The following is a 25685-nucleotide window of genomic DNA, read 5'->3' as shown; positions in this document are numbered from 1 at the left end:
GGAATCGGGCCATCAGACGAGGTCTCTCTTCGCTGCGCGGAGGGCCAGGGCGGCCTTCCGGACGTGATCGGTGAGGGCGGCGAGCTGCTCCGCCACGCGGTCGGGGGCCGTGCCTCCGGCGCCGTCGCGGCTGGCGACCGATCCCTCGACCGAGAGCACCGAGCGCACCTCCGGAGTGAGCAGCGGCGAGACGGCGGCGAGCTGCTCGTCGGACACCTCGTGCAGCTCGAGCCCGTTCTCCTCGGCGACCCGGACTAGGCTGCCGCTCAGCTCGTGTGCGACGCGGAACGGGACGTGCTGCTTGACGAGCCACTCGGCGACATCCGTCGCCAGCGAGAAGCCCTGCGGCGCGAGCTCCGCCATCCGCTCGGTGTGGAAGCGCAGCGTCGCCACCATGCCGGTGAAGGCGGGCAGCACCAGCTCGAGGGTGCGCACCGAGTCGAAGACCGGCTCCTTGTCCTCTTGCAGGTCGCGGTTGTACGCGAGCGGGAGGCCCTTCAGGGTGGTCAGCAGGCCGGTCGCGTTGCCGATCAGCCGGCCGGCCTTGCCGCGCGCGAGCTCGGCGATGTCCGGGTTCTTCTTCTGAGGCATGATCGACGACCCGGTCGAGTAGCCGTCGTCGAGCGTGACGAAACCGAACTCGCGGGTGTTCCAGAGGATGATCTCCTCGGCGAACCGGGAGAGGTCCACGCCGATCTGCGCGGCGACGAAGGCGAACTCGGCCACCACATCCCGGGCGGCCGTGCCGTCGATCGAGTTCTCGGAGCTCCGGGCGAAGCCCAGTTCGCGGGCGACCAGGAGCGGGTCGAGGCCCAGTGTCGACCCGGCGAGGGCCCCCGAGCCGTACGGCGAGACGTTGGCGCGCGCGTCCCAGTCGGCCAGGCGCTGCAGATCGCGGACCAGGGGCCAGCAGTGCGCCAGCAGGTGGTGCGCGAGCAGCACCGGCTGGGCGTGCTGCAGATGCGTGCGGCCGGGGAGGATGGCCGTGGGATGCGCGTCCGCCTGCGAGGCGATGGCGTCGATCAGCGCGATCAGCTGTTCGGCGATGACGCCGGCGTGGTCGCGCAGATAGAGCCGGATCAGCGTGGCGATCTGGTCGTTGCGGCTGCGTCCGGCGCGCAGCTTGCCGCCGAGGTCGGCGCCCGCGCGCTCGATCAGACCGCGCTCCAAGGCGCCATGCACATCCTCGTCGGTCTCGGCCGCGGCGAAAGCGCCCGAGGCGACGTCGGCGTCGAGCGCGTCCAGGGCGGCGCGCATCCCATCCAGCTCCTCCGCGCTCAGGTAGCCGGCCGCGGCGAGCGCCCGGGCGTGCGCGCGGGAGCCGGCGATGTCGTAGGCGGCGAGCTCCCAGTCGAAATGCGTGGACTTGCTGAGCGCGGCGAGCTCGGGCGACGGACCCCCGGCGAACCGTCCGCCCCAGAGCGAGCCCTCGCCGGTCTTGCCGCCGCCGGCCGTGCCGTCGCTCATGCGCCCGCCTCCGTGTTCTTCTCCAGCAGCCAGGCCAGCAGGGCCTTCTGCGCGTGGAGGCGGTTCTCCGCCTCGTCCCACACCACCGACTGCGGGCCGTCGAGCACATCGGCGCTCACCTCGTAGCCGCGGTACGCGGGTAGGCAGTGCAGGAAGATCGCGTCCGGCGCGGCCAGCCCCATCAGGCGGGCGTCGACGGTGTAGTCGCCGAACACGGCGACCCGCTCGGCCTTCTCGGCCTCCTGGCCCATCGACACCCAGGTGTCGGTGACCACGACGTCCGCGCCGGCCGCCGCCTCCGTGGGGTCGGTCAGGACCGCGACAGAGCCGCCGGTCCGCTCGGCGACCGCGCGGGCGTCCGCGACGATGGATGCGTCGGGCGCGTACGCCGCGGGGGCCGCGATCCGCACGTGCATGCCCGCGGTCGCGCCCCCGAGCAGGTAGGAGTGCGCCATGTTGTTCGCGCCGTCGCCGACGTAGGTCATCGTCAGGCCCTCGGTGCGGCCCTTGTGCTCGCGGACGGTGAGCAGGTCGGCGAGGATCTGGCACGGGTGGAAGTCGTCCGACAGCGCGTTCACCACCGGGACCCGCGTCCCCTCGGCCATCTCCTCCAGGCCGGCCTGCGCGTAGGTGCGCCACACGATCGCGGCGACCATCCGCTCCAGGACGCGCGCGGTGTCGGCGATCGACTCCTTGCCGCCGAGCTGGCTCTCGCCGCTCTGGATGACGAGCGGGCTGCCGCCCAGATCGGAGATCCCGACCGAGAACGAGACGCGCGTGCGGGTCGAGGTCTTGTCGAAGATCACGGCGACGGTCTGCGGACCGGCGAGCGGCTTCGCCGAGAAGCGGTCGCGTTTCAGGTCGGCCGCCAGGGCCAGCACCTCCGCCTGCTCGGCAGGCGAGAGGTCGTCGTCGCGGAGGAAGTGCCGGGTCATGTACCCGCCCTTTCGTGGTGCTGGAGGTGGTCGGTGTCAGACGGCGGCGAGTGCGCGTCCGAAGCGCTCCCGGAAGCCGGCGAGCTCGGCGTCGCCGATGATGAGCGGCGGCGCCAGCCGGATGCTGGACTCGTTCGGCGCGTTGATGATCAGGCCCTCGGCGAGGGCCGCGTCGGAGAGGCGGTGCGCCTCGCCCTCGGTCAGCCCGATGCCGATCAGCAGGCCGTGACCGCGGACCGCGCCGATCAGCGGGTGGTCGAAGTCGCGGATGATCTGCTTCAGCTCCTCGCCGCGGCGCGCCGCATTCTCCACGAGCCCGGCGCGCTCGATCTCGGCGAGCACCGCGTTGCCCGCGGCCGTCGCGAGCGGGTTGCCGCCGAACGTCGAGCCGTGCTGGCCCTGGCTAAACAGCTCGGAGGCCCAGCCGAAGGTCACCAGGGCGCCGATCGGCACGCCGCCGGCCATCCCCTTGGCGACCGTGACCGCGTCCGGGAGGATGCCCGCCCGCTGGTACGCGAACCACTCGCCGGTGCGGCCGACGCCGGTCTGGATCTCGTCGACGATGAGCAGCGCGCCGTGCTTCGCGGTGAGCTCTCGCGCCCGCTCGAGGAAGCCGTCGGGCAGGTCGAGCACGCCGGCCTCGCCCTTGATCGGCTCGACGAACAGCGCCGCGACGTGACCGTCGATGGACGCCTCCAGCGCCTCGATCGTGGAGTCGATGTGCTCCACGCCGCCGGGAAGCGGCTCGAACGCCTCCCGCATCGGCGGCTTGCCGGTGAGCGCGAGGGAGCCCATGGTGCGGCCGTGGAAGGCGTTGTGCAGAGCGAGGACGCGGGTGCGGCGGCCGTGCGGCCCGGTGTGGTTGAGCCGGGCCAGCTTGAACGCGGCCTCGTTCGCCTCGGCGCCCGAGTTGCCGAACAGCACGCGGCCCTGCTCGCCGGCGCCGGTGATGCGGCGCAGACGCTCGGCCAGCTCCAGCTGCGGCGGGGTCGAGAAGTAGTTGGAGACGTGCGCGAGCGTCCCGACCTGCGCGGTCACCGCCTCCACGAGCGCCGGATGCGCGTGCCCGAGCGAGTTGACGGCGATCCCCGCGAGGAAGTCGAGGTACTCGTTGCCGTCGACGTCCCACACCCGGGCGCCCTCGCCGCGCACCAGCATCAGCTTCGGCGTCGCCAGCGTGCGCATGAAGCGGTCGCCGAAGGGGCCCTTCCAGGCCCCGTCGCGCCACTCGTCCGTCTCGTATCGTGTCATCGCCTGTGCCTCGCTCACGCGGGCACCACCTCCGTCCCGATTCCGGACTGCGTGAAGACCTCGAGCAGGATCGAGTGCGGCACCCGCCCGTCGATGATCGCGGCCTTCGCCACACCGCCGTCGACGGCGTCCAGGCAGGCCGCCATCTTGGGGATCATCCCCGACTCGAGCGACGGCAGCAACTCGCGCAGCTCGTCGGCGCCGATCTTCGACAACAGCGAATCACGATTCGGCCAGTCGCTGTAGAGGCCGGCCACATCCGTCAGGATCACGAGCTTGGAGGCGCCCAGCGCGACGGCGAGCGCCGCGGCCGCCGCATCCGCGTTGACGTTGAGCGCCTGGCCCGCGTCGTCGATGTCCGGCGCGATCGACGACACGACCGGGATGCGCCCGGCCGCGAGCTGCGCGAGGACGGCCTCCGGGTCGACCGCGACCACGTCGCCGACGAGCCCGAGGTCGACCTCCTCGCCGTCGACGATCGCGGCGCGGCGCCGACCCTGGAAGAGCCCGGCGTCCTCGCCCGACAGTCCGGCCGCGAGCGGTCCGTGCTTGTTGATATTGCCGACGATGTCGCGGTTGATCTGTCCGGTGAGCACCATCCGGACGACATCCATCGCCTCGGGCGTGGTCACCCGGTAGCCGCCGCGGAACTCGGATTGGATGCCGAGCCGGTCGAGCATGGCCGAGATCTGCGGACCGCCGCCGTGGACGACGACCGGGCGGATGCCGGCGTAGCGGAGGTAGACCATGTCCTCGGCGAAGGTGCGCTGCAGCTCCTCGCTGACCATCGCGTTGCCGCCGAACTTCACGACGATGATGGCGTCGTGGAAGGCCTTCAGCCACGGCAGCGACTCGATCAGAGTGGCGGCCTTGGACGCCGCCTCCTCGCGTTCGGCGGTGTCCGTCATGTCCTCTGCCGTATCCATCAGCTGGCGTACGCGCTGTTCTCGTGCACGTAGTCGTGGGTGAGGTCGTTGGTCAGGATGGTCGCCGTCTCCTCGCCCGCGTGCAGGTCGATCAGGATGTGCACGTTGCGCGGCGTCAGGTCGACCAGCTCCCGCGGCTGGTCCGGCTCGCCCGCGGTGCAGACCTGGACGCCGTTGATCGCCACGTCGATCCCGTACGGGTCGAACTCCGCGTCGGTGGTGCCGACGGCCGCGAGCACCCGGCCCCAGTTGGGGTCGTTGCCGAAGATGGCGGCCTTGAAGAGGTTGCTGCGCGACACGGCGCGGCCGACCGTCACCGCGTCGTCCTCGGACTTCGCGTTGACGACCTGGATGGCGACGTCGTGCGACGCGCCCTCGGCGTCCGCCTGCAGCTGCTCGGCGAGGTCGCGGCACACCTCCGTCAGGGCGAGGGCGAAGTCGGCTTCGGCGGGCTCGACGCCGCTCGCACCGGACGCGAGGAGGGCGACGGTGTCGTTCGTGGACATGCAGCCGTCGGAGTCGAGGCGGTCGAAGGTCACCCGGGTCGCCTGGCGCAGGGCCGCATCCAGCTGCTGGGAGGTGAGCACGGCGTCGGTGGTGAGGACGACGAGCATCGTCGCGAGGCCTGGCGCGAGCATCCCTGCGCCCTTCGCCATGCCGCCGATCGTCCAGCCGTCCGGCGCGCGGTGCACGGACTGCTTGGGGCGCGTGTCGGTGGTCATGATGGCCTCGGCGGCGGCGATCCCGGCATCGGTCGCAAGCGCTTCAGTCGCGGCGGTGACGCCGGTGATCAGCTTGTCGAGCGGCAGCTGCTCGCCGATGAGCCCGGTGGAGCAGACCAGCACGTCCCCGGCCGAGACGTCGAGCCGCTCGGCGACCGCCTCCGCCGTCGCGTGCGTGGTCTGGAAGCCCTGAGTTCCGGTGTAGCAGTTGGCGCCGCCCGAGTTGAGGACGATCGCGGAGACGACGCCGTCCTGGATGACCTGCTCGCTCCACAGCACCGGGTTCGCCTTGCAGCGGTTGGTGGTGAAGACCGCGGCTGCGGCGTTCAGGGGCCCGAGGTTCTGGACGAGCGCGAGGTCGCGGTTACCGCTCGTCTTGAGCCCGGCGACGACGCCCGCGGCGGCGAATCCGGTGGCAGCGGTGACGCTCACGGGGCGACTCCGTTCACGGTCAGGCCCGCGGTCTCGTCGAGGCCGAGGGCGATGTTGACGGACTGGATGGCGGCGCCGGCCGTCCCCTTGTACAGGTTGTCGAGGGCGAGCACCGTGACCACGCGGCCGGCGGCCTCGTCGAGCGCGACGCCCACCAGGACGGTGTTGGCGCCGAGCACATCGCTGGTGCGCGGCAGCGTCCCGGCCGGGAGCACGTGGACGAACGGCTCGTCAGCGTACGCGGCCTCCCACGTCTGCTGTACCTGCTCGGCCGTCACGCCGGGCTTCACCCGGGCGGTCGAGGTGGCGAGGATGCCGCGCGACATCGGCACGAGCACCGGCGTGAACGACACGGTCGGCGCTTGTGCTCCGGCTTTCCGGAGGTTCTGCTGGATCTCGGGGATGTGCCGGTGCGTGCCGCCGACGCCGTACGGGTTCGCCGAGCCGAGGATCTCGCTCGCCAGGTACATCGTCTTGAGCGACTTCCCCGCGCCGGACGGGCCGACGGCCAGCACGGCGACGATGTCCTCGTCGTCGATGAGGCCGGCCTGGATTCCTGGGGCGAGCGCCAGGGACACGGCGCTCGCGTTGCATCCCGGGGCCGCGATCCGCCGCGCGCCGACCAGATTCTCGCGCTGCTTCGCGCCGCCGGTGAGCGGGAGCTCTGGCACCCCGTAGGCCCACGCGCCGAAGTGGTCGCCGCCGTAGAAGGCGGCCCAGGCCGCTGGGTCTTCGAGGCGGTGGTCGGCTCCGCAGTCCACGACGACGGTGTCGTCGGGGAGCTGGGCGGCGATCTCGCCGGAGGCGCCGTGCGGGAGTGCGAGGAACACGATGTCGTGACCGGCGAGGTTCGCCGCGGACGTCTCCTGCAGAGTCAGGTGCGCGAGACTGCGCAGGTGCGGCTGGTGGGCGATCAGCGGGTGACCGGCGTTGCTGTGCGCGGTGACGGTGCGGGCCTCGAAGTCGGGGTGCGCGGCGAGGATGCGCAGCAGCTCACCGCCCGCGTATCCGGATGCGCCTGCGACAGCGACCGAGAAAGTCATGCTTCTTCCTTTTCGAGTGGACGACGGGAGTCTCGGCGACGGCGACGCCCACGTCGGCCCGCGCACGGACCGCCCTGAACGCCGCCTAGCTTCGGCGGTCGCGCAGGCGTCGGCGCATGGCGCGAGCGGCGAGGGCCGCGCGCGTCGAGGCGGTGCGCCGGACGGAAAGCATGGGTCAACCCTAGCGCGCCCTCCCCCGCCGCCGCCAAATCGCGGGTGCAGCGGCGTTCCTCCCCGTCTTCCGACGACGAATGCCGCGCCGAGCGCGCGCCGCTACTCGCGGATGGTCGCGCCGTACAGCTCGCCGGCGCGGGCGGAGCCGGCCAGCTTGGCCTCGGTCGCCTCGGCGGCGGTGAGGGTGCGGTCGTCGGCGCGGAAGCGGAGCGCGAACGTGAGGCTCTTGCGTCCCTCCGGCAGGCCGGCGCCGCGGTAGTCGTCGACCAGGTGGATGTCCTCCAGCAGTTCTCCCGCGCCCTCGCGGACCGCGCGCAGCACGTCGCCCGCGGGGACGTCCGCGCCGACCACCAGGGAGAGGTCCTGCGTCGCGGCCGGGAAGCCGGCGATGATACCCGCCACGATCTCTGGCGGCGCGATCGCGATCAGGGCGTCCAGGTCGAGCTCGAAGACGGCCACCACACGCGGGAGGTCCAGCTCGTGCGCGAGGGCGGGCAGCAGTTCGCCGGCGTAACCGACGGGCACCGCGTCACCGTTCGCGCCACGCGCGAGGAGCCGCGCGGTGCGACCCGGGTGGAGGGCCTGGTGGGACGACTGGGCGAACTCGACCGTCACGCCGACTGCCGCGGCGGTCTGCCGCACCATGTCGAGCGCGTCGACCAGCCCGGCGGACACGGCCGCCGCGCCCGGCTGCTTGCCGTGCACGTCGCCGACCACGAGGCCGGCGAGGTGGCGTGGCTGCGCCGGGATGCCGGCGTTCAAGCCGGCCAGGATGTCCGACGACGGCAGGGCGGCCCCGGGCGGCAGTGTCTCGCTGCCGATCGAGCCCTCCGACGGGCGGAACACCGTCCCGAGTTCATAGACGCGCAGGTCGACGAGTCCGCGGGCGAGGTTGCGCTTGGCCGCGTCCACCAGCCCGGGCAGCAGCGAGGTGCGGAGGTACGGCGCGGTCGCGTCGAGCGCGTTGGCCAGGCGGACGGCGGGGACGTGGCCGTCCGCCTCCGGCTGACCGAACAGGTCGTTCTGCGCCTCGCTCACGAACGGGAAGGCGAGCACCTCGGTCGCGCCGTTGTCGGCCAGGATCTGCGCGGCGGCGCGGCGGAGGCGCTGCTCCCGCGAGAGGCCGCGTCCCGGAGGGGCGACGGGCAGCACCGAGGGGATGCGGTCGTAGCCGACGATGCGGGCGACCTCCTCGGCCAGGTCGGACTTGTCGCGCAGGTCGGGGCGCCAGGTGGGAGGCGCGACGAGCAGGGCGCCGTCGGTCTCTGTGACGGCGCCGCCGATCTCGGCGAGCGCGCTGCGCACCTCGTCATCGGTGTAGTCGACACCGATGAGGGAGGCGATGTAGCCGTCGGGCAGGCGGATGGCCTCGACGGCCTCGGACGCGTCGAGCAGCGAGCCGAGCCCGTCGGCGTGACCGCCGGCGAGTTGCTCCAGCAGCTGCACCACCCGCCCGGCGGCGGCCACTGCGACCTGCGGGTCGACGCCGCGCTCGAAGCGCTTGGACGCCTCGCTCGGCAGCTTGTGCCGGCGGGCCGTGCGCGCGATCGACACCGGGTCGAAGTTCGCCGCCTCGATGAGCACATTGCGGGTGTCGCGGCCGATCTCGGTCGACGCGCCGCCCATGATGCCGGCCATGCCGATCGCGCCGGAGTCGTCGGCGATCACGAGGTCTTCCGGGTCGAGGGTGCGCGTCTGGTCGTCGAGCGTGACCAGCTTCTCCCCCGGCGTCGCGCGGCGCACGACGATGCCGCCGGACAGCTTGTCGAGGTCGTAGCCGTGGATCGGCTGACCGAGCTCGAGCATGACGTAGTTCGTGATGTCGACGATCAGCGAGATCGAGCGGATGCCCGCGAGCTTGAGCCGCGCGATCATCCATGCCGGGGTGGGCCGGCTGCCGTCGACGTCGCGCACCACTCGCGTGACGAACACGCTCGCCCCGACCCGGCCGCGGATGGGCGCGGTGTCGTCGATGGTGACCCAGAAGCCGCTGGCGTGCTCGGCACTCGTCGGGACGGCGTCGGCCGGGTCGCGGAACGCGGACCCCGTCGCGTGCGAGTACTCGCGAGCGATGCCGCGGATCGAGAACGCGTAGCCGCGGTCGGGCGTGACGTTCACCTCGACGGCCGCGTCGTCGAGCCCGAGCAGCGACACCGCGTCGGTGCCGACCTCGGGGTCGAGGCCCAGCGTGCTTAGGCGCAGGATGCCGTCGTGGTCCTCGCCGAGCCCGAGCTCGCGCGCCGACGCGATCATGCCGTCGGAGACGTGACCGTAGGTCTTGCGCGCCGCGATCGGGAACGGGCCGGGCAGCACCGCGCCGGGCAGCGTCACGACGACCTTGTCGCCCTCGAAGAAGTTGCGGGCGCCGCAGACGATGCCGCGCACATCGGCGCCGCCGTCGGCGGCCGTCTCGCCTTCGGGCGCGACGCGCACCTGGCACCAGCGGATGGTCTTGCCGTTGCTCTGTGGCTCCTCGACGAACTCAAGCACCTGGCCGACGACGATCGGACCGGACAGCTCGAAGGTGTGGATGTCCTCCTCTTCGAGCCCGACGGACACGAGGGCGGCGTGCACCTCCTCCGGCGTGGTGCCGGGCTCGAGGTCGACGAACTCGCCGAGCCAACTCAGGGGGACGCGCATCAGACCACCATTCCGAACTGCTGGGAGAATCGGACATCACCCTCGGCCATGTCGCGCATGTCTTTGACGTCGTTGCGGAACATCAGCGCCCGCTCCACGCCCATGCCGAACGCGAAGCCGGAGTAGACGTCGGGGTCGATGCCCGCCGAGCGCAGGACGTTCGGGTTGACCATGCCGCAGCCGCCCCACTCGATCCAGCGCGCGCCGCCCTTGAAGGTCGGGTGCCACAGGTCGAGCTCGGCGCTCGGCTCGGTGAACGGGAAGTAGTTCGGGCGCAGGCGGACGCGCGCCTCGTCGCCGAACAGCGTCTTGACGAAGTGGTCGAGCGTGCCGCGCAGATGCGCCATGGTGAGGCCCTTGTCGACGGCGATCCCCTCGGTCTGGGTGAAGACCGGGAGGTGCGTGGCATCGAACTCGTCGGTGCGGAACACGCGGCCCGGCGCGATGCGGTACACCGGGAGCTGCTCGCCCAGCAGGGCGCGCAGCTGCACCGGCGACGTGTGCGTGCGCATCACGAGGTGGGCGTCCGTCGGCTCGACGAAGAAGGTGTCCTGCATCGCACGCGCCGGGTGGTCGGCGTCGAAGTTGAGGGCGTCGAAGTTGTACCACTCGCTCTCGAGCTCCGGACCCTCTGCGACCTCCCAGCCCATGCCGACGAAGATGTCGGCGATGCGCTCCTGGAGGAGGCTCAGCGGGTGGCGCGCCCCGGGCGTCCAGCGCGTGGGCAGGGCCGTCACGTCGACGGCCTCGGCGGCGAGCTGGGCCGCCTCCTCCGCCGCCGCGATCTCGGACTCCTTGGCGGCGAACGCCTGGTTGACCCGCGCGCGGGCGCCGCCGACGAGCTTGCCCGCGGCGGCCTTCTGGTCGCCCGGCAGCGAGCGGATGCTCGCGTTGAGGCGCGCGAGCGGCGAACCCTCGGCCGTGTGGTCGTGGCGCACCGTCTTCAGCGCGGCCGAGTCGCTCGCGGCGTCGATCGCGGCGAGAGCCGCTCCGACCGCGGCCTCGACCTCCGATTCGGTGATCTGGGTGGTATCTGACACGGTCACCCAGTCTAGTCGGGGCGTGCGGCGCCTCCCGCTCGGAGTCGATCCGGTGGATAAGTCCCGGCCTGTGGAGAAGGACGCGCTCAGGTGCGCTGCGCGAACGCCGACTCGTACAGGCAGACGGAGGCAGCGGTCGCCAGGTTCATGGACTCGGCGCGACCGTAGATCGGGACCGTGACCACGCGGTCCACCCGCCCCAGCAGGTCATCGGTCAGCCCGTGCGCCTCGTTGCCGAACACCCACGCGGTGGGACGGCCCAGCTCGCCGTCTCGGCGGGCGGCCAGCAGGTCCTCTCCCTTGATGTCGGCGGCGAGCACCTGCAGTCCCGCCGTGTGGGCGCGGCCGACGACGTCGGCCAGGTCTGCTCCGACGGCGACCGGCACGTGGAACAGCGATCCGGTCGTGGAGCGGACCACCTTCGGGTTGTAGAGGTCGACGGTGCGCCCGGTGAGCACCACGGCGTCAGCGCCCGCAGAGTCGGCGGCGCGGATGATCGTGCCCGCGTTGCCGGGGTCGCGCACCTCCTCCAGGATGGCGACGAGCCGCGGCTCGCCCGTGAAGATGTCGCGGATCGAGGTCGGGAACTGCCGGGCCACGGCGACGAAGCCCTGCGGCGTGACGGTGTCGGCCATCGCGTCGAGGACGTGCTCGGTGACGAACTCCACCTCGACGTCCGCCTCTGCGGCGGCCCGAGCGATCTCGCCGTGCTTCTCGAGCGCCGTCGGCGTCGCGAAGAGGTCCACCACGAGCTCGGGCCGGAACGAGAGCGCCTCGGCGACGGCCTGGGGCCCTTCGAGGAGGAAGAGGCCCGTCTCGGAGCGGGCATGCCGCTTGGCGAGCTTGGCGACGGCCCTGACGCGCGGCGAGCGCGGGTTGTCCAGCATGGCACCAGCATATGGGTGCGCTGAACCGGATCGCCCCGGGTCTCGTGTTACAGGAAAGCGGATGGAGGCTGAACGATGAGAACACTCGCCAAGGCGACACTGATCGCGGGAGGCGCGGCGGTCGCGCTCGGACTGGGAACGGCGGCAGCGGTCGCTGCGACCGGCGACGGAGGACGGGACGACTCCCCGCGCATCGTGCAGCCGAGCGGGACGCCGTCCCCGGCGCTCGAGGACCGCATCCCGCGGCCCACCCCGAGCGACGTTCCGACGGCGGTGCCGGTCCCGGTGCCCGACGACCACGGCGCGGATGACGCGGCCACCCACGACGTCGGCGACGACCACGGATCGGGCGGTCATGGCGCCGACGATTCCGCCGGCCACGACTCCGGCGACGACCACGGCTCCGGAGGTCACGGCGCGGACGACTGAGGCCGCCTACTCTTCTGGACGCAGCCCGCGCACGAGCAGGTCGAGCAACCGGTCGGCCTGGCCCGTATCGGTGCTCTGCGCCGTCGACAGGAACACCCCGATCATCGCCGCGGTGACGTCGTCCGCCTCGACCTCCGGCCGGAGCGTCCTCTGCTCCGCGCCTCTGGACAGGCAGGTTCCGATCACCTCGTTGACGCGCCGTCGCGTGTCGGCCGACGCCGCCGCCGAGCGGAGCGCGCCGGCCCGGACGGTCTCGACCATGCCCCGCTTGGTGGCGATGAAGCCGCTGTAGTTGCGCATGAACTCGCGCAGGGCGACATCGGCGGGATGCGTGGCGAGCAGCGCATCCATCGTGGAGAGAACCGACTCCAATTCGGTGGCGTACACCGCGGCGACGAGGTCCTCCCGGGTCGGGAAGTTCCGGTACAGCGTGCCGATGCCGACGCCCGCAGCGCGCGCAATCGCCTCGAGCGACGGGTCGTCGCCCGACGCCATGGCCGGCCGGGCCGCGTCCAGGATCGCCGCGCGGTTGCGGGCGGCGTCCGCGCGCGGTCGCCGGACCGAGGGAGTCGCTGAAATGGAGGCACCTCCGTTTAATGGTACGTTCGGCGTAGCGGAGGTTCCTCCGCTTTCGTACCAGTGTAGGAGGTCCCATGACCACGAGCACCCTTCGCCCCGGCGGCACGTTCGATCTGGGCGGTCGCACCGTGGCGCGTCTCGGTTACGGCGCGATGGCGCTCGAACACCTGGAGTCGGATCCGGGCGCCGGCGTCGCCCTCCTCCGCCGTGCGATCGACCTCGGCATCGACCACATCGATACCGCGGACTTCTACGGCGACAGCGTGTCGAACCGCATCATCGCGCAGGCGGCGGGCGACGACCGCGCCGTGACCGTCGCGACCAAGGTCGGGGCGATCCGGAGGGATGCGCCCCTTCCGCTGCAGCTCGCGCAGCGTCCCGAGCAGTTGCGGGACCAGGTGCACGCCAACCTCCGCACGCTCGGGCGGGAGCGGCTCGACGTCGTCAACCTGCGGAGGCCCGAGGTGGGTCCCGGTCTGACCGTGCCGGACGACGAGCTCGTCGATCTCGACGACCAGCTCGCCGCCCTCGTCGCGCTGCGCGACGAGGGCGTGATCGGTGCGATCGGTCTGAGTGCCGTCCGTATCGACACGGCGCGCCGCGCTGTGCCCGCCGGAATCGCCTGTGTGCAGAACGCCTACTCGGTGATCTCCCGCGGCTTCGAGGACATGCTCGACCTGTGCCGCATGGAGGGGATCGCCTGGGCGCCGTACTTCCCGCTGGGCAGCGGGTTCCCGCAAGTGCCCAAGGTGACCGACGACCCGGTCGTCCAGGGCATCGCGGACGAGGTGGATGCGACCCCCGCCCAGGTCGGCCTCGCTTGGCTGCTCGCGCACGCACCCAACATTCTGCTCATCCCGGGCACGTCGAGCATCGCGCACCTGGAGGAGAACAGCGCCGCCGGGGACGTGCGCCTGACCGGCGAGCAGGTGGAGCGGCTGAACGCGATCGGCGCCTGACCTTTCCCCCGGACATGCGCAGCGGCCGCCGAGGAGAGCCACCGGCCGCCGCCGGCCTTTCGGAGCGGCGGCCGCGGCGCAGACCCAGCGACGCGTGCCGCCACTCCTTGTGAGCCGGCTGGGGTTCCAGCCACCGCAATGCCCGTAGAACCCCTCCCGTAAGCATTGCGACTCACTATCAGAGACGAACGCCGGGATTGACGATGACGCCATGGCGGAAGCAATGCAAACATTGCGGCGGCTCCCGATCGGGTTTGGGGCCGTGCGTGCGGCTTAACGGGCGAAGGGCCGCCGCCACGGGTGTGGCGACGGCCCTTCAGCTGTTCAGTTGTGTGGTGTCGGGTTGTGGGTCAGGCGGTCTCGGTCTTGTCCTGGCGTTTCATCCAGGCGCTGCGGAGCAGGAGCCCGCCGGCGATGACCAGGCTGACCGCGATGATGATGAACCCGGCGGCCGTGAAGCCGGTCGAGGCCATGACACCACCGGTCATCACGCCGAACCCTGGCGCGCTTCCGTACATCGGATTCTCCTTACCTTCCGTCGGTCCGGGTCAGGCCTGGCCGGCGAGCCGGCGGCGACGGACGATGACCACACCGGCACCCGCCGCAGCAGCGAGCAGGACGCTCGCCAGCAGCAGACCCGCCGGCTCGACAACCGGGCTGTCGAGGCTCTGCGCCACGTCCAGCACGATGGTGGTGGTGAGGGTGTTGGTGCCGTCGTTCTGCTCGACCGTGATGGTGGAGCCGTCCTCGGCCTTCAGCGCGCCCTGGGCCGGGGTGCAGGTCCAGTTGCCCTGACCATCGACCGTGGTGGTGCACACCGCGTTACCGGCGCCGTCCTTGATCGTGATGGTCGAACCCGGCTGACCGGTACCCGTGAACGTCGACTTGCCGTCATTCTCGTACTTGTCACCCGCGGTCGGGGACGTGACCACCGGCGCGATCGGCTGTGCTACCGGATTGGGGTCAGCGATGTTGATCACTACCGAGGCAGTCGTGATCGAGCCCCCGTCATCCTGCTGCACGGTGACAGTCGACCCGACACCCGGCACGAGTGCGCCGGAGGGGAGGGTGACCGACCAATTGCCAGATGCGTCAACGGTGGTAGTACCTGCGGAGACCCCGGACGCGTCCTTGATTGTGATCGTGGAGCCCGGCTGGCCCGTTCCCGTGAAAGGGGTCTTGCCGTCGTTCGCGTAACCGCCGCCCGCGGTCGGGCTGGTGATCTTGACTGCGGCCGCAGTATAAGGGACCGCAACAGAGTCAAAAGCCTGCGCCGTCGTGAGGGTCCAGAACGGTGTGTAGGTACCGGTTGCCTGACCTGTGATCGGACCCCCCGTCGAGACGACCGGGAAGCTGGGGTTGGGGTTGTTGTAGTAGTTGGTAAACGAATGGCCGCCGGTCGGAGCAGTCCACACAAGGGTCAGGGTCTTGCCATCCGGCGAGATCGTGCAAGCCGTGGCGCCACCCTGCCCGGCACACGCGTTCGCGGCGAAGCTCATTCCTTGCGGCACGGTGAGGACGTACTTGTTGCTCTCACCGGCTCCGTAGGTGTAATCCGTGTTGCCGACGTGGCCGGACCCCATGGAAAAGCTGAGGGTGCCGGTGGTCCCCGGAGCAGCGAAGCTGGTGGCTGGGGCAGTCGGAATGACTTGGAGATAGCTGATGCCCTGGTTGCTATATCCAGTAGCTGCGTTGGCGCCTGTGGCGACGCCGAGCGTAAGGGCGGTGGAGGCGAGAGCGATCGCGCCGACGCTCAGGAGCGCCTTCTTTCCGCTGATTTTGGATCGGGTTCTCATGGGTTTTGTCCTTTTGGGATACGTCGGGTTGGGTAGTTGCGACGAAAAGCGGTCGCACTTATACAGACCGACGAATGAGGTAAAGATGACGCAAAAGGACGAATGCGCTATGACGCACAGCCATTGCCCAGGAAACCTCGACGGACGTGAGCCCGGAACGCAAAAACGGTGGCCGCAACCTCCACGTAGGGAGATTGCGGCCACCGTTGAGGCCGGCAAGCCGGCCGGGTGCCGTGCGCTACTCCGCAGCGTCCGCCTTCGGGGCCGACGTGTCGGCGGGCAGCGCCTTCTTGGCGGTCTCGACGAGGGCCGCGAAGGTCGCGGGCTCGGTGATCGCGAGGTCGGCGAGGATACGACGGTCGACCTCGACTCCCGCCAGGCCCAGGCCCTGGATGAAGCGGTTGTAGGTGAGGCCGTTGGCGCGCGAGGCCGCGTTGATGCGCTGGATCCACAGGCGACGGAAGTCGCCCTTGCGCTTGCGGCGGTCGTTGTAGGAGTAGACCAAGGAGTGGGTGACCTGCTCCTTGGCCTTGCGGTAGAGGCGCGACCGCTGACCGCGGTAGCCCTCGGCGCGCTCGAGGATGACCCGACGCTTCTTGTGGGCGTTGACAGCCCTCTTCACTCTTGCCATTAGTCGATTTCCTTCTTAGGTGCGTGTCGGGGGTTACTTGCCGAGCATCCGGCGGATGACCTTGGCGTCCACCTCGGGGACGACCTGCTCGGCGTTCAGGCGGCGCTTGCGGCTGCTGGACTTGACCTCGAGGTTGTGGCGCATGCCGGACTGCTGCTTCATGACCTTGCCGCTACCGGTGATCTTGAAGCGCTTCTTGGCGCCGGAGTGGGTCTTCTGCTTGGGCATTACTTCTCCTCGTTCGTCGCCTGGGCGGGCGAACTCTCGTCGGACTGAGCAGCATCCGCTGCGTCAGCAACCGGCTCCTGGTCGCGCCCCTGGGCGCGCGCCTTGGAGGCGGCACGTTGTGCGTTGGCCTCTTGCTTGGCCTCGGACTTGTTCTTGAGCGGGCTGATGATCATCACCATGTTGCGCCCGTCGATCGTGGGGTTGGACTCCACCGTGCCGAGCTCGGCGACGTCCTCCGCGAAGCGCTGCAGAAGGCGCACGCCCTGCTCCGGACGCGACTGCTCGCGGCCGCGGAAGAGGATCATGGCCTTCACCTTGTCGCCGGACTTCAGGAAGCCCTCGGCGCGCTTGCGCTTGGTCTCGTAGTCGTGCTTGTCGATCTTGAGGCGGAACCGCACCTCTTTGAGGATGGTGTTCGCCTGGTTGCGCCGGGCCTCCTTGGCCTTCTGCGCAGCCTCGTACTTGAACTTGCCGTAGTCCATGATCTTGGCGACCGGCGGCTTGGAGTTGGGCGCGACTTCGACCAGGTCGAGGTCGGCCTCCTGCGCGAGTCGCAGTGCGACCTCGATCTTGACGACGCCGACCTGCTCTCCGCTGGGGCCTACGAGTCGAACTTCGGGGACGCGGATACGGTCATTCGTACGGGGATCGCTGATGTCTTTCTCCTCTGATCAAGCGATGCTTCTCGGCCACGGATCATCGGTGACGATCCGGCGAAAGAGGAGGTTCCACGCACCAGCACGGCCTGCGAAACAAATCTCGCAGGCCTGGTACAACACCCTGACTACCCCCGCGTTCGCACGCGGTGGCGGAGTGCAACGACCCGGTAACCTGTATAGCGGTCAAGCGCGGGTGGGAGGAATCTCCACTTTCGTACCGAGGCATAAGCCCCGGAGCCTGAAGAATTCTAGCAGAGGAAAGCAGTGAGCGACACATCCTTCACCTTCGACGACTCCGGCGCCTTCGACGACGGCGTCGCGGATGCCACGCGCGACATCGCGGAGGTGCCCGCTGTCGAGGTGATCACCACCACCGCGGTGCACCTGATGAGCGCGGCCGCCGTCAAGTGCGGCCTGGCCGACGACCCGGAGCACCAGACCGACCTGGATGAGGCGCGCAAGCTGATCGACGCCCTCGCCGGCCTCGTCACGGCGAGCGCGCAGCATGTCGGCGACCAGCACGCGCGCAGCCTGCGCGACGGCCTCCGCTCGCTGCAGCTGGCGTTCCGTGAGGCGTCCGCCATTCCGGACGAGATCGGCAAGGGCCCCGGCGAGAAGTACACCGGCCCCGTCAGCTGACATGGCCTTCACTCCTCCCCCGGCCTTCACCACGCGCCCGACCCTGCAGGGGCGGTTCGGCATGAGCGCGTCCACCCACTGGCTGGCGACGGCCTCGGCGCAGGCGGTGCTGGAGCGCGGCGGCAACGCGTTCGACGCCGCCGTCGCGGGTGCGTTCGTCCTCCACATCGTGGAGCCGCACCTCAACGGTCCGGGCGGCGACCTGGTCGCGCTGTTCGCGACGGCGGAGGACCCGACGCCGGTGGTCCTCTCGGGGCAGGGGCCGGCGCCGGCGGGCGCGACGCGCGAGCACTACCTCGCCGAGGGTCTGGAGCTCGTGCCCGGCGCGGGTGCGCTGGCGGCGGCGGTCCCCGGCGCGGTGGACGCGTGGCTGCTGCTCCTGAAGGACCACGGCACGTGGGAGCTCGCCGACGTGCTGGCCTTCGCCCTCGACTACGCCGAGCACGGGCATCCCGTGCTCGAGCGCGTGTGCGCGACGATCCGCACGGTTGCGCCGCTGTTCACGGAGCACTGGCCCACGTCGGCGGAGCGGTGGATGCCCGGCGGGCAAATCCCGGAGCCCGGCGAGGTGATCGTCGACCCGGCGTACGCGCGGGTGTTGCGCGGGCTGATCGCGGCCGGGTCCGACGCGGCGTCGCGGGAGGACCGCATCGAGGCCGCGAGGACCGAGTGGTCGACGGGCTTCGTCGCGCAGGCCGCCGCGGCCTTCGTGAAGACGCCGCACCGGCACTCCGACGGCGCCGACCACGCGGGCGTGATCGCCGAGCGGGACTTCGCCGACTACCGCGCGCACTACGAGGACGCGGTGACCCTGGAGTTCCGCGGCCACACCATCGCGAAGACGAACGCCTGGAGCCAGGGCCCCGCACTGCTGGAGACCCTCGCCATCCTCGACGGCTTCGCCGACGACGAGCGCCTCGACCCGTCGACCGAGCTGGGCGCCCACACCGTGCTGGAGGCGCAGAAGCTCGCCTACGCCGACCGCGACGCCTACTTCGGCGACGCCCGCGTGCCGGTGGAGGCGCTGCTCTCGCCCGAGTACGCCGCGTCGCGCCGCGAGCTGATCGGCGACCGCGCGTCGGCGGAGTTCCGGCCGGGACGCGTCCCCAGCGCCGAGCCGTTCCTCCCGCCGCTGCGCACCGAGTACACGCCGCCGTCGGGCGTCGCCGCGGAGGGCGTCGGCGAGCCGACGGTCTCCCGCACCGGCGAGACCCGCGGCGACACCTGTCACATCGACGTCGTGGACCGCTGGGGCAACATCGTCTCGGCCACCCCCTCCGGAGGCTGGCTGCAGTCGTCGCCGACCATCCCGGAGCTGGGCTTCTGCCTCGGCACGCGCCTGCAGATGACCTGGCTGGAGGAGGGATCCGCCTCCACGCTCACGCCCGGCAAGCGGCCGCGCACGACCCTGACGCCGACGCTCGTGCTCCGCGACGGCGTTCCGGTGACCGCTCTCGGCTCGCCCGGCGGCGACCAGCAGGACCAGTGGCAGCTGCTCTACCTGCTCCGCACGATCGTCGGCGGGTACACACCTCAGCAGGCGATCGACGCGCCGGCGCTGCACACGACGTCCATCGCGGAGTCGTTCTGGCCGCGCACCTGGGTGCCGGCGGGAGCGGTCGTGGAGTCGCGGCTGGGCGACGAGGTCATCGCGGGGCTCGAAGCCCGCGGCCACCGCATCAGCCGCGCGGGCGACTGGACGCTGGGCCGGCTGTCGTCGGTCGGGCGGGATGCCGCAACGGGCATCCTCAGCGCGGCGGCGAACCCGCGCGGGATGCAGGGGTACGCGGCCGGCCGGTGAGGCGGCCTCCGCCCGTGCGGCGGCTCGTTCCGTCGGCGGCTGCGCGCGCCGCCGTAGACGCGACGAACCGCCGCAGTCGCGGTCAGGACACGGTGACGGAGGCGACGGCGCGCTCCACGGCGGCGACGGTGCGGGCCGCCTCCTCCTGATCGGTCAGCCAGTTGCTGACCGAGAACCGCAGCACCGCGCGCCCGTGCCAGGTGGACGGCGACGCGAGCGCGGTCCCGTCGGCCAGCAGCGCGGCACCGATCGCGCGCGTCCGCTCGTCGTATCCGAACGCGGCGCACACCTGGGTGTAGACGACCTCGTTGAGGATCTCGGCGCCCGGGATGCCGCTGATGCCGACCGCGATCGCCGTTGCTGCGTCCGCGAGCTGCTGGACGAGGTCGGCGACCCCCGATCGCCCGAGCTGAGCGAGCGTCGCGTACACCGGCACACCACGGGCCCGGCGCGACAGCTCGGGGACGCGGTCGGACGGGTCTGCGACCGTGTCCGACGACGCCAGGTACGCCGCGTGCTGCGCCATCGTGCGGTGCAGTGCTGCGGGATCGGCGACCGCCACGATCCCGCAGTCGTACGGGACGTTGAGCGTCTTGTGCGCGTCCGTCGCCCAGGAGTCCGCCTGCTCGGCACCGGCCATCAGCCACCGCAGGCGCGGCGCTGCGGCGGCCCACAGGCCGAAGGCCCCGTCGATGTGCACCCAGGCACCCGCGGCGTGCGCCACCTCGACGGCCTCCTCGAACGGGTCGAACGCGCCCGAGTGGATGTTCCCGGCCTGCAGCACGACGATGGCCGGCCCCTCCCCGTCGTCGAGCGCGGCGCGCAGCGCGTCCACCCGCATCCGGCCCTGATCGTCCACATCGATTACACGCCCGTGCCCGAGCCCCGCGATCGCCGAGGCGCTGTCCACGGAGCCGTGGCGTTCGGCGCCCACGAGCACCCGTATCCGCGGCCCTCCGGCCAGCCCGTCGGCGGCGGCGTCCCAGCCGGCGCGCCGCAGCACCTCGTCGCGACCCGCCAGCAAGCCCGCGACGTTGGCGACGGTTGCACCCGTCACGAACCCGACCTCCGAGCCCGACGGCAGCCCGAGCAGGTCGACCAGCCACTCCGCCGCCAGCTCCTCCGCCCCGGCGACGCCGGGCGTGACCGACCGCAGCCCGTTGTTCTGATCCCACGCCGACGTGAGCCAGTCCGCGCCCAGCGCCACCGGCTGCGCGCCGCCCATCACCCAGCCGTGGAACCGCGGCGAGTGGATGCGCATCAGCCCGGGCTCCGCGCCGCGCGCGAGCGACCGCAGCACCGTCACCGGATCGGGCCCGCGATCGGGCAGCTCGCGCCCGAGCGCATCCTTCACCTGCTCCACGTCGGCGGTCGGCGGGATCGGCCCGTCGCGCACGCCTTCGAGCCACCGCCCGGCGAGCACCACCGCTTCGTCGAGCACCGGACCGAACTCGTCTCGATCGCTCACACGCGAAGGGTAGCCCTCACGCCCGGGGTGCGCACCAGACCGTGGTCACCAGACCGGCATCACCAGACCGGCGGCCGCCGCTCCTGCCAGCGGATGCGGCGCTCCAGCTGGGTGGCGAGCGACAGCAGCGTCCGCTCGCCGCCGGGGCGCCCGATCAGCTGCACGCCCATCGGTACGCCCTCCTCGGTCAGCGACACCGGCAGCACGATCGCGGGGAGGCCCGTGACGTTGAGCATCGAGGTGAACGGCGTGTACTGCACCTGCTGCTCGAAGTTGCGCTCGCCGTCCTCCTGGTCGTACCAGCCGACCGGACGCGGGGTGAGCGCCATCGCGGGCGTCAGCACCGCGTCGAAGGTCGACAGCTGGCGGATGAAAGACCTCTCGTACTCGGTCAGCGTCGCCAGCGCCTCACCGAGCTCGCGGGCGCTCAGGGCGCGGCCGCGCTCGACCAGCCAGGCGGTCAGCGGCTCGAGCAGGTCGAGCACCTCGCCCTCGGCGGGGATCCGGGCAGCGCCCGCCTGCCAGATGGTGCGGAACGCCGGCGCGTACGTGTCGTCGGATTCGAGCGCCGTGTCTTCTAGCCCGTGACCCATCGTGTCGAGGAGCTCGGCCGCCTTCGCCACGGCGTCCAGCGCCTCCGGCGCGATCGTGATGTCGTACGCGCTGTCCCAGGCCGAGGTCGTCATCACGCCGATCTGGAACCGTCCCTCGCCGCGGACCGCGGTGCCGAGGAACGGGCCGTCATCGTCGTAGGGGGCGCGCAGCGTGTAGTGGTGGTCGATCGTCCCGTCCGGCCGCTTCGCGATCATCCCGTCGAGCAGGAGGGCCGCGTCGGCCACCGTGCGGGCCAGCGGCCCGTCGACGACCAGACCGGCCAGCGACGCGATGCCGCTGCCGGCGGGCACGAGTCCGCGCGACGGCTTCAGCCCGACGAGACCGCACGCCGCCGCGGGGATGCGGACCGACCCGCCGCCGTCCGACCCCGGCGCGAACGGGAGCATCCCGCTCGCCACCGCGACGGCCGCTCCCCCGCTCGACCCACCCGCACCCAGCTCGGGGTTCCACGGATTGCGCGCGGGCGGCGCCGCCAGCGACTCCGTGTAGGCGGGCAGGCCGAACTCGGGCGCGTTCGTCTTACCGAGGCTGATGGCGCCGGTCGCATCCAGCTGCTCGACGATCTCGTCGCTCTGCTCGGGCACGAATCCGGCCATCGCGCGCGACCCGAACCCGGTCGGGACACCGGCACGCTGCCAGAGGTCCTTGTCGCCGGAGGGCAGTCCCCACAGCGGAGCGGTCTTGGGCACGCTCTCGGCGACCTCGTCGGCCCGCCTGAGGGCCGCATCCCGCGTCACGGTGACGAACGCGCCCAGTTGCGGGTTCAGCCGTTCGATGCGGTCGAGGTAGTGGGACGCGAGCTCGCGGGGCGACACGCGCCCGGTCTGCAGCTCCTGCCAGAGTTCCAGCGCGGTCAGCTCGTGGAGGTCGGCCATGCGCCCAGGCTAGCCCGGTTCGATGAACTCGATGATCGCCCGGTTGAAGGCGGCCGGGTCGACGTTGTACTCCCAGCCGTGCTCGGCGGGCGAGAGCTCCGCGAGGCGCACCCGGTCCGGGTTCGCCATGGCGAAGAGCACGGACGAGGCCAGCGGGACCGTGCGGTCGCCCTCCGAGTGGATGACGAGAGCGGGCACGGCGAGCCGCCCCGGTCTACTCCAATCGAGGCGCCCGAAATCGACCGGGTGGCAGAGCCCCAGCCGTGCGCTCTCGAGAGGATCGGCGAGAATCTCGATGGCGAGCTTCGCGGTCCACGCAGGGAGCCCGCGCTCGCGTGCCCCGTTGTGTACCACGGCCCGCCAGTCGGTGACCGGCCCGATGAGGACGAGCCGCTCGATGAATGCCCGGTACGGGCTCGACTCGGCCAGTAGGAGCGCAATGGCCCCGCCCATCGACCAGCCGACGAGGACCACCGACGTAGCGCCCCGGCGCAAAGCGTACGCGATCGCGGCATCCACGTCGGCGGACTCGCACAGGCCGAGGGTCGACAGACCCCCGGAGACCTCGGGGCCCTCGCCGTCGCCTCGAAACGACACGACGAGCGAGGTCATGCCGAGCGCATCGGTGGCGTGAACGGAACGAAGGGCGGTGATGCGCGTCGTATTCCAGCCATGGATGTGGATCGCCCAGGTGTCGCGGCGGGTCGGGTGCGCCGGCTCGATGAGCCACGCCGGTGCGGTGCCGTCGGGAACGTCGATCATGACGTCGCGGAAGGGCCGACGCAGTGAGGTCGGCCCCGGGTGGAGGTGACCGGTCCAGTATCCCGCCGCCGCCGTCGAGACGTCACCTGATGTGTGCAGGATCTCGCGCGTCACGGTGGCGGCCTGTGGGTCGTGTGCTCTCACTTCACCGACCAGCGCGTGGTGATCGTCCCCGAACCAGAGACCGAAGTGACCGCGGTGCAGCGTGCGCCGGTCAGCCTCCAGCGTGACGGTCGTCGGGGTACTCGCGTGGATCCGGGTGAGGGGACGCGGCTGCCTCGCCACGATGCGCCGCGCCATCGCGCGCCCGACGGCTCGCAGACCGAGAAAGGCCGCGAGCACGAGCCCGCACCCTGCGTACATACTGAGCACGAATATCCACCCCATACCCAGTAGGACGACTTGTCTGCCTGGTTCATGACGTGAATTCCTTCTTGACATCGGCCCACCCAACCTGGTTGGTTAGTTACATGAGTAACGAACCGGTGAAGCTCGGATGATCGACGAAGGCAAGCCGATCTTCGTCCAGATCGCCGAACAGCTCGAAGACGACATCATCGACGGGGTCTACCCCGCCGAGACGCAGGTGCCGTCGACGAACGAGTTCGCGGCGTTCCACCGGATCAATCCCGCGACGGCGGGCAAAGGCATGGGTCTCCTGGTCGACGAGGGGATCCTCTACAAGAAGCGGGGGATCGGCATGTTCGTCACCGAGGGAGCACGCGAGCGGCTCATCGCCAAGCGCCGCGACGCCTTCCCGGAGGAGTTCCTCCGCCCGCTGCTGGCGGAGGCGGCCAAGCTCGGCATCGACTCCGACCAGCTCACCCGCATGATCGCGACGGCCGCCGAGGCGCCGTCCCCCACGAAAGGACTGAGCGCATGAGCGCCACCCTGGCCTTCCCCGGCCCGGCCGTTCAGGTCGCCGGGCTCACCAAGCGATTCGGGTCGTTCACCGCGATCGACGACGTCTCACTCACGATCGCGCCGAACCGCATCCACGGTCTGCTCGGCCGCAACGGCGCGGGCAAGACGACGCTGATGCAGCTCGTCACCGGGCAGGACTTCCCGACCGCAGGCGACATCCGCGTCTTCGGCGAGCACCCCACCGAGAACGCCCGCGTGCTGCAGAACCTGTGCTTCATCAAGGAGAGCCAGCGCTACCCGGAGGACTTCCAGCCCAAGCACGTCTTCCGCAGCGCGCCGTGGTTCTTCGAGAACTGGGACGCCGACTTCGCCGACCAGCTGATCGAGGAGTTCGGCGTGCCGCTCGACCGGCGCATCAAGAAGCTGTCGCGCGGGCAGCTGTCGGCGGTCGGCGTGATCGTCGGCCTCGCGTCCCGCGCCCCGCTCACCTTCTTCGACGAGCCGTACCTCGGCCTCGACGCGGTCGCCCGGCAGCTGTTCTACGACCGGCTGCTGGAGGACTTCGCAGAGCATCCCCGCACGGTGGTGCTCTCCACCCACCTGATCGACGAGGTCGCCAACCTGCTGGAGCAGGTGGTCGTCATCGACCAGGGACGCATCCTGATGGACGAGGACGCCGAGACGCTCCGCACCTCCGCCACCACCGTGGTCGGGCAGCGCGGAGCCGTCGACGCCTTCGTCCGCGGACGCGACGTGCTGCACCGCGACGGCCTCGGCGGACTCGCGTCCGTCACCGTCGCGGGGCTCGGCCCGGCCGACCGGGCGGAGGCCGCCGCCGCGGGCCTCGAGCTCGCGCCGGTGTCGCTGCAGCAGCTCATCGTCCGCAAGACCGACATCCGCGAGACAGGAATCGAGCAGAGCGCATGACCGCAGCACATCCCGCCCCAGCCCTCGTGGCGCCCCCGGCCGCCGGCGAACGCATCTGGCGCGTGGTCCGGCTGAACCTCGTCAACAGATGGACGACGATCTACCTGCCCGTCATGATCATGGGCTTCATCGGGCTGGTGAACTGGCTGATCTGGTGGATCATCTGGGCCGCCACCGCGCCGTCCGACCGCGCCGACGCGATGGACGGCACGCAGTGGAGCGGCGGAGCGTTCTACATCTTCGTCTACATGCTGGTGGTCGCCATCCAGGTGATCGCGGCGACCTTCCCGTTCGCGTTGGGCTACAGCGTGACCCGCCGGGACTTCGCGCTCGGCTCCGGGCTCACCTTCCTGATGCTCGCGGCCGGCTACGCGCTCGGGTTCACCATCCTCTCGGCGCTCGAGGAGTGGACGAACGGCTGGGGACTCGGCGGCCACCTGTTCACGTCGGTGTATTTCGGCGGCGCGAACCTCGGTGAGCGGTTGTTCGTGGTGTTCGGCTCGATGCTGTTCTTCTTCGCGGTCGGCGCGTTCTCCGCCGCGCTGTTCATGCGGTGGCGGATGTACGGCATCCTCGTCGCGGGAGCGGTGGTCGCCCTCCTCCTCGTCGGGGCGATCGCGCTGATCACCTTCACGCAGAGCTGGCCGGCGGTCGGCGAGTGGTTCGCGGCGAGCGGGCCGTTCGGGGTGACGGCGTGGCTGCTCGTCCCGACGGCGGTCGCGGCCGGGGGCGCGTACCTGGCGCTGTCTCGGGCGACGCCGCGCAGCTGAGCCGACATGGACGTGGCCGGGAGCTTCACGCTCCCGGCCACGGTTTCATGCCATCGGCCTCACTCGGCCGGCGCGGCATCCGCTCCGTCCGACGATGTCGTCGTCCCTCAGGCTAGGACGCAGCCGCAACCGCCGACGGGACGTGCGGTGAACTCATAGCCGACCG

At 71.1% G+C, this 25685-nt stretch carries 24 protein-coding genes; 7 read left to right on the top strand and 17 right to left on the bottom strand.

Annotated elements, in window-relative coordinates; all coding sequences use genetic code 11:
• Positions 1–12: 12 nt before the first annotated feature.
• The 9 genes from A0130_16050 to A0130_16010 all read right to left on the bottom strand — a co-directional run bounded on the left by A0130_16050 (position 13) and on the right by A0130_16010 (position 11517).
• Entirely contained in the window at positions 13–1467 is a 1455-nt protein-coding gene (locus tag A0130_16050; protein ANF32973.1) for an argininosuccinate lyase, read from the bottom strand.
• A complete protein-coding gene (locus A0130_16045; protein ANF32972.1) occupies positions 1464–2402 on the bottom strand; it encodes an ornithine carbamoyltransferase in 939 nt (312 codons plus the stop codon). Before A0130_16045 ends, A0130_16050 begins: the two co-directional genes overlap by 4 nt.
• A gap of 36 nt (positions 2403–2438) precedes the next feature.
• Entirely contained in the window at positions 2439–3653 is a 1215-nt protein-coding gene (locus A0130_16040; protein ID ANF33496.1) for an acetylornithine aminotransferase, read from the bottom strand.
• 14 nt (positions 3654–3667) lie between these two features.
• A complete protein-coding gene (locus tag A0130_16035) occupies positions 3668–4561 on the bottom strand; it encodes an acetylglutamate kinase (protein ANF32971.1) in 894 nt (297 codons plus the stop codon).
• A gap of 17 nt (positions 4562–4578) precedes the next feature.
• Entirely contained in the window at positions 4579–5733 is a 1155-nt protein-coding gene (locus A0130_16030) for a bifunctional ornithine acetyltransferase/N-acetylglutamate synthase (protein ANF32970.1), read from the bottom strand.
• Positions 5730–6776: an N-acetyl-gamma-glutamyl-phosphate reductase gene (locus A0130_16025; protein ID ANF32969.1), complete on the bottom strand. Its 1047-nt coding sequence runs from the start codon at positions 6774–6776 to the stop codon at positions 5730–5732. The genes A0130_16030 and A0130_16025 overlap by 4 nt, the downstream gene beginning before the upstream one ends.
• Positions 6777–7049: 273 nt before the next feature.
• The gene (locus A0130_16020; protein ID ANF32968.1) at positions 7050–9590 is read right to left on the bottom strand and encodes a phenylalanine--tRNA ligase subunit beta; all 2541 of its coding nucleotides are present in this window, start codon (positions 9588–9590) and stop codon (positions 7050–7052) included.
• A complete protein-coding gene (locus A0130_16015; protein ANF33495.1) occupies positions 9590–10630 on the bottom strand; it encodes a phenylalanine--tRNA ligase subunit alpha in 1041 nt (346 codons plus the stop codon). The genes A0130_16020 and A0130_16015 overlap by 1 nt, the downstream gene beginning before the upstream one ends.
• Positions 10631–10716: 86 nt before the next feature.
• Positions 10717–11517 (bottom strand): RNA methyltransferase, encoded by an 801-nt coding sequence (locus tag A0130_16010; GenBank protein ID ANF32967.1) that lies wholly within the window; start codon positions 11515–11517, stop codon positions 10717–10719.
• Between the two features lie 75 nt (positions 11518–11592).
• On the opposite strand from A0130_16010, the gene A0130_16005 reads away from it, so the two are divergent.
• Entirely contained in the window at positions 11593–11946 is a 354-nt protein-coding gene (locus A0130_16005; protein ANF32966.1) for a hypothetical protein, read from the top strand.
• A gap of 6 nt (positions 11947–11952) precedes the next feature.
• Here A0130_16005 and A0130_16000 read toward each other — a convergent pair whose 3' ends face one another.
• Positions 11953–12525 carry a hypothetical protein gene (locus A0130_16000; GenBank protein ID ANF32965.1) on the bottom strand — a complete coding sequence of 191 codons (573 nt, stop codon included), beginning with the start codon at positions 12523–12525 and terminating at the stop codon, positions 11953–11955.
• A gap of 74 nt (positions 12526–12599) precedes the next feature.
• On the opposite strand from A0130_16000, the gene A0130_15995 reads away from it, so the two are divergent.
• Positions 12600–13484 (top strand): aldo/keto reductase, encoded by an 885-nt coding sequence (locus tag A0130_15995; protein ANF32964.1) that lies wholly within the window; start codon positions 12600–12602, stop codon positions 13482–13484.
• 548 nt (positions 13485–14032) lie between these two features.
• Here the strand turns inward: A0130_15995 and A0130_15990 are convergent.
• The 4 genes from A0130_15990 to A0130_15975 form a co-directional block, all read right to left on the bottom strand.
• A complete protein-coding gene (locus tag A0130_15990) occupies positions 14033–14464 on the bottom strand; it encodes a hypothetical protein (GenBank protein ANF32963.1) in 432 nt (143 codons plus the stop codon).
• Between the two features lie 1054 nt (positions 14465–15518).
• On the bottom strand, positions 15519–15911 hold the full coding sequence (locus A0130_15985) for a 50S ribosomal protein L20 (protein ID ANF32962.1): 393 nt from the start codon (positions 15909–15911) through the stop codon (positions 15519–15521).
• Positions 15912–15944: 33 nt separating this feature from the next.
• On the bottom strand, positions 15945–16139 hold the full coding sequence (locus A0130_15980; protein ID ANF32961.1) for a 50S ribosomal protein L35: 195 nt from the start codon (positions 16137–16139) through the stop codon (positions 15945–15947).
• Entirely contained in the window at positions 16139–16696 is a 558-nt protein-coding gene (locus A0130_15975) for a translation initiation factor IF-3 (protein ANF32960.1), read from the bottom strand. Before A0130_15975 ends, A0130_15980 begins: the two co-directional genes overlap by 1 nt.
• Before the next feature lie 366 nt (positions 16697–17062).
• Between A0130_15975 and A0130_15970 the strand changes: the two genes are divergently transcribed.
• Positions 17063–17437 (top strand): ATPase, encoded by a 375-nt coding sequence (locus tag A0130_15970; GenBank protein ID ANF32959.1) that lies wholly within the window; start codon positions 17063–17065, stop codon positions 17435–17437.
• Position 17438: 1 nt separating this feature from the next.
• Positions 17439–19238: a transferase gene (locus A0130_15965; GenBank protein ANF32958.1), complete on the top strand. Its 1800-nt coding sequence runs from the start codon at positions 17439–17441 to the stop codon at positions 19236–19238.
• Between the two features lie 82 nt (positions 19239–19320).
• Here A0130_15965 and A0130_15960 read toward each other — a convergent pair whose 3' ends face one another.
• The 3 genes from A0130_15960 to A0130_15950 are packed head-to-tail and all read right to left on the bottom strand — an operon-like array spanning position 19321 to position 23345.
• Positions 19321–20706 carry a pyridoxal-dependent decarboxylase gene (locus tag A0130_15960; GenBank protein ANF32957.1) on the bottom strand — a complete coding sequence of 462 codons (1386 nt, stop codon included), beginning with the start codon at positions 20704–20706 and terminating at the stop codon, positions 19321–19323.
• A 59-nt stretch (positions 20707–20765) separates the two neighbouring features.
• Positions 20766–22196 carry an amidase gene (locus tag A0130_15955; GenBank protein ID ANF32956.1) on the bottom strand — a complete coding sequence of 477 codons (1431 nt, stop codon included), beginning with the start codon at positions 22194–22196 and terminating at the stop codon, positions 20766–20768.
• A gap of 9 nt (positions 22197–22205) precedes the next feature.
• The gene (locus A0130_15950) at positions 22206–23345 is read right to left on the bottom strand and encodes a hypothetical protein (protein ANF32955.1); all 1140 of its coding nucleotides are present in this window, start codon (positions 23343–23345) and stop codon (positions 22206–22208) included.
• A 109-nt stretch (positions 23346–23454) separates the two neighbouring features.
• Here A0130_15950 and A0130_15945 point away from each other — a divergent pair, with 109 nt between their 5' ends.
• Genes A0130_15945 through A0130_15935 form a run of 3 tightly spaced genes read left to right on the top strand, consistent with a single transcriptional unit; the run spans position 23455 to position 25519 of the window.
• The gene (locus A0130_15945; protein ID ANF32954.1) at positions 23455–23841 is read left to right on the top strand and encodes a GntR family transcriptional regulator; all 387 of its coding nucleotides are present in this window, start codon (positions 23455–23457) and stop codon (positions 23839–23841) included.
• Positions 23838–24749, top strand: coding sequence for an ABC transporter ATP-binding protein (locus tag A0130_15940; GenBank protein ID ANF32953.1), 912 nt, complete (start codon positions 23838–23840; stop codon positions 24747–24749). Before A0130_15945 ends, A0130_15940 begins: the two co-directional genes overlap by 4 nt.
• Entirely contained in the window at positions 24746–25519 is a 774-nt protein-coding gene (locus A0130_15935) for a hypothetical protein (protein ANF32952.1), read from the top strand. The genes A0130_15940 and A0130_15935 overlap by 4 nt, the downstream gene beginning before the upstream one ends.
• Positions 25520–25685 lie beyond the last annotated feature (166 nt).

The sequence above is a fragment of the Leifsonia xyli genome (assembly GCA_001647635.1).
GTDB lineage: Bacteria > Actinomycetota > Actinomycetes > Actinomycetales > Microbacteriaceae > Leifsonia > Leifsonia xyli_A.
The sequence above is the reverse complement of the archived record's forward strand: the minus strand, read 5'-3'. Positions and strand labels throughout refer to the sequence as shown.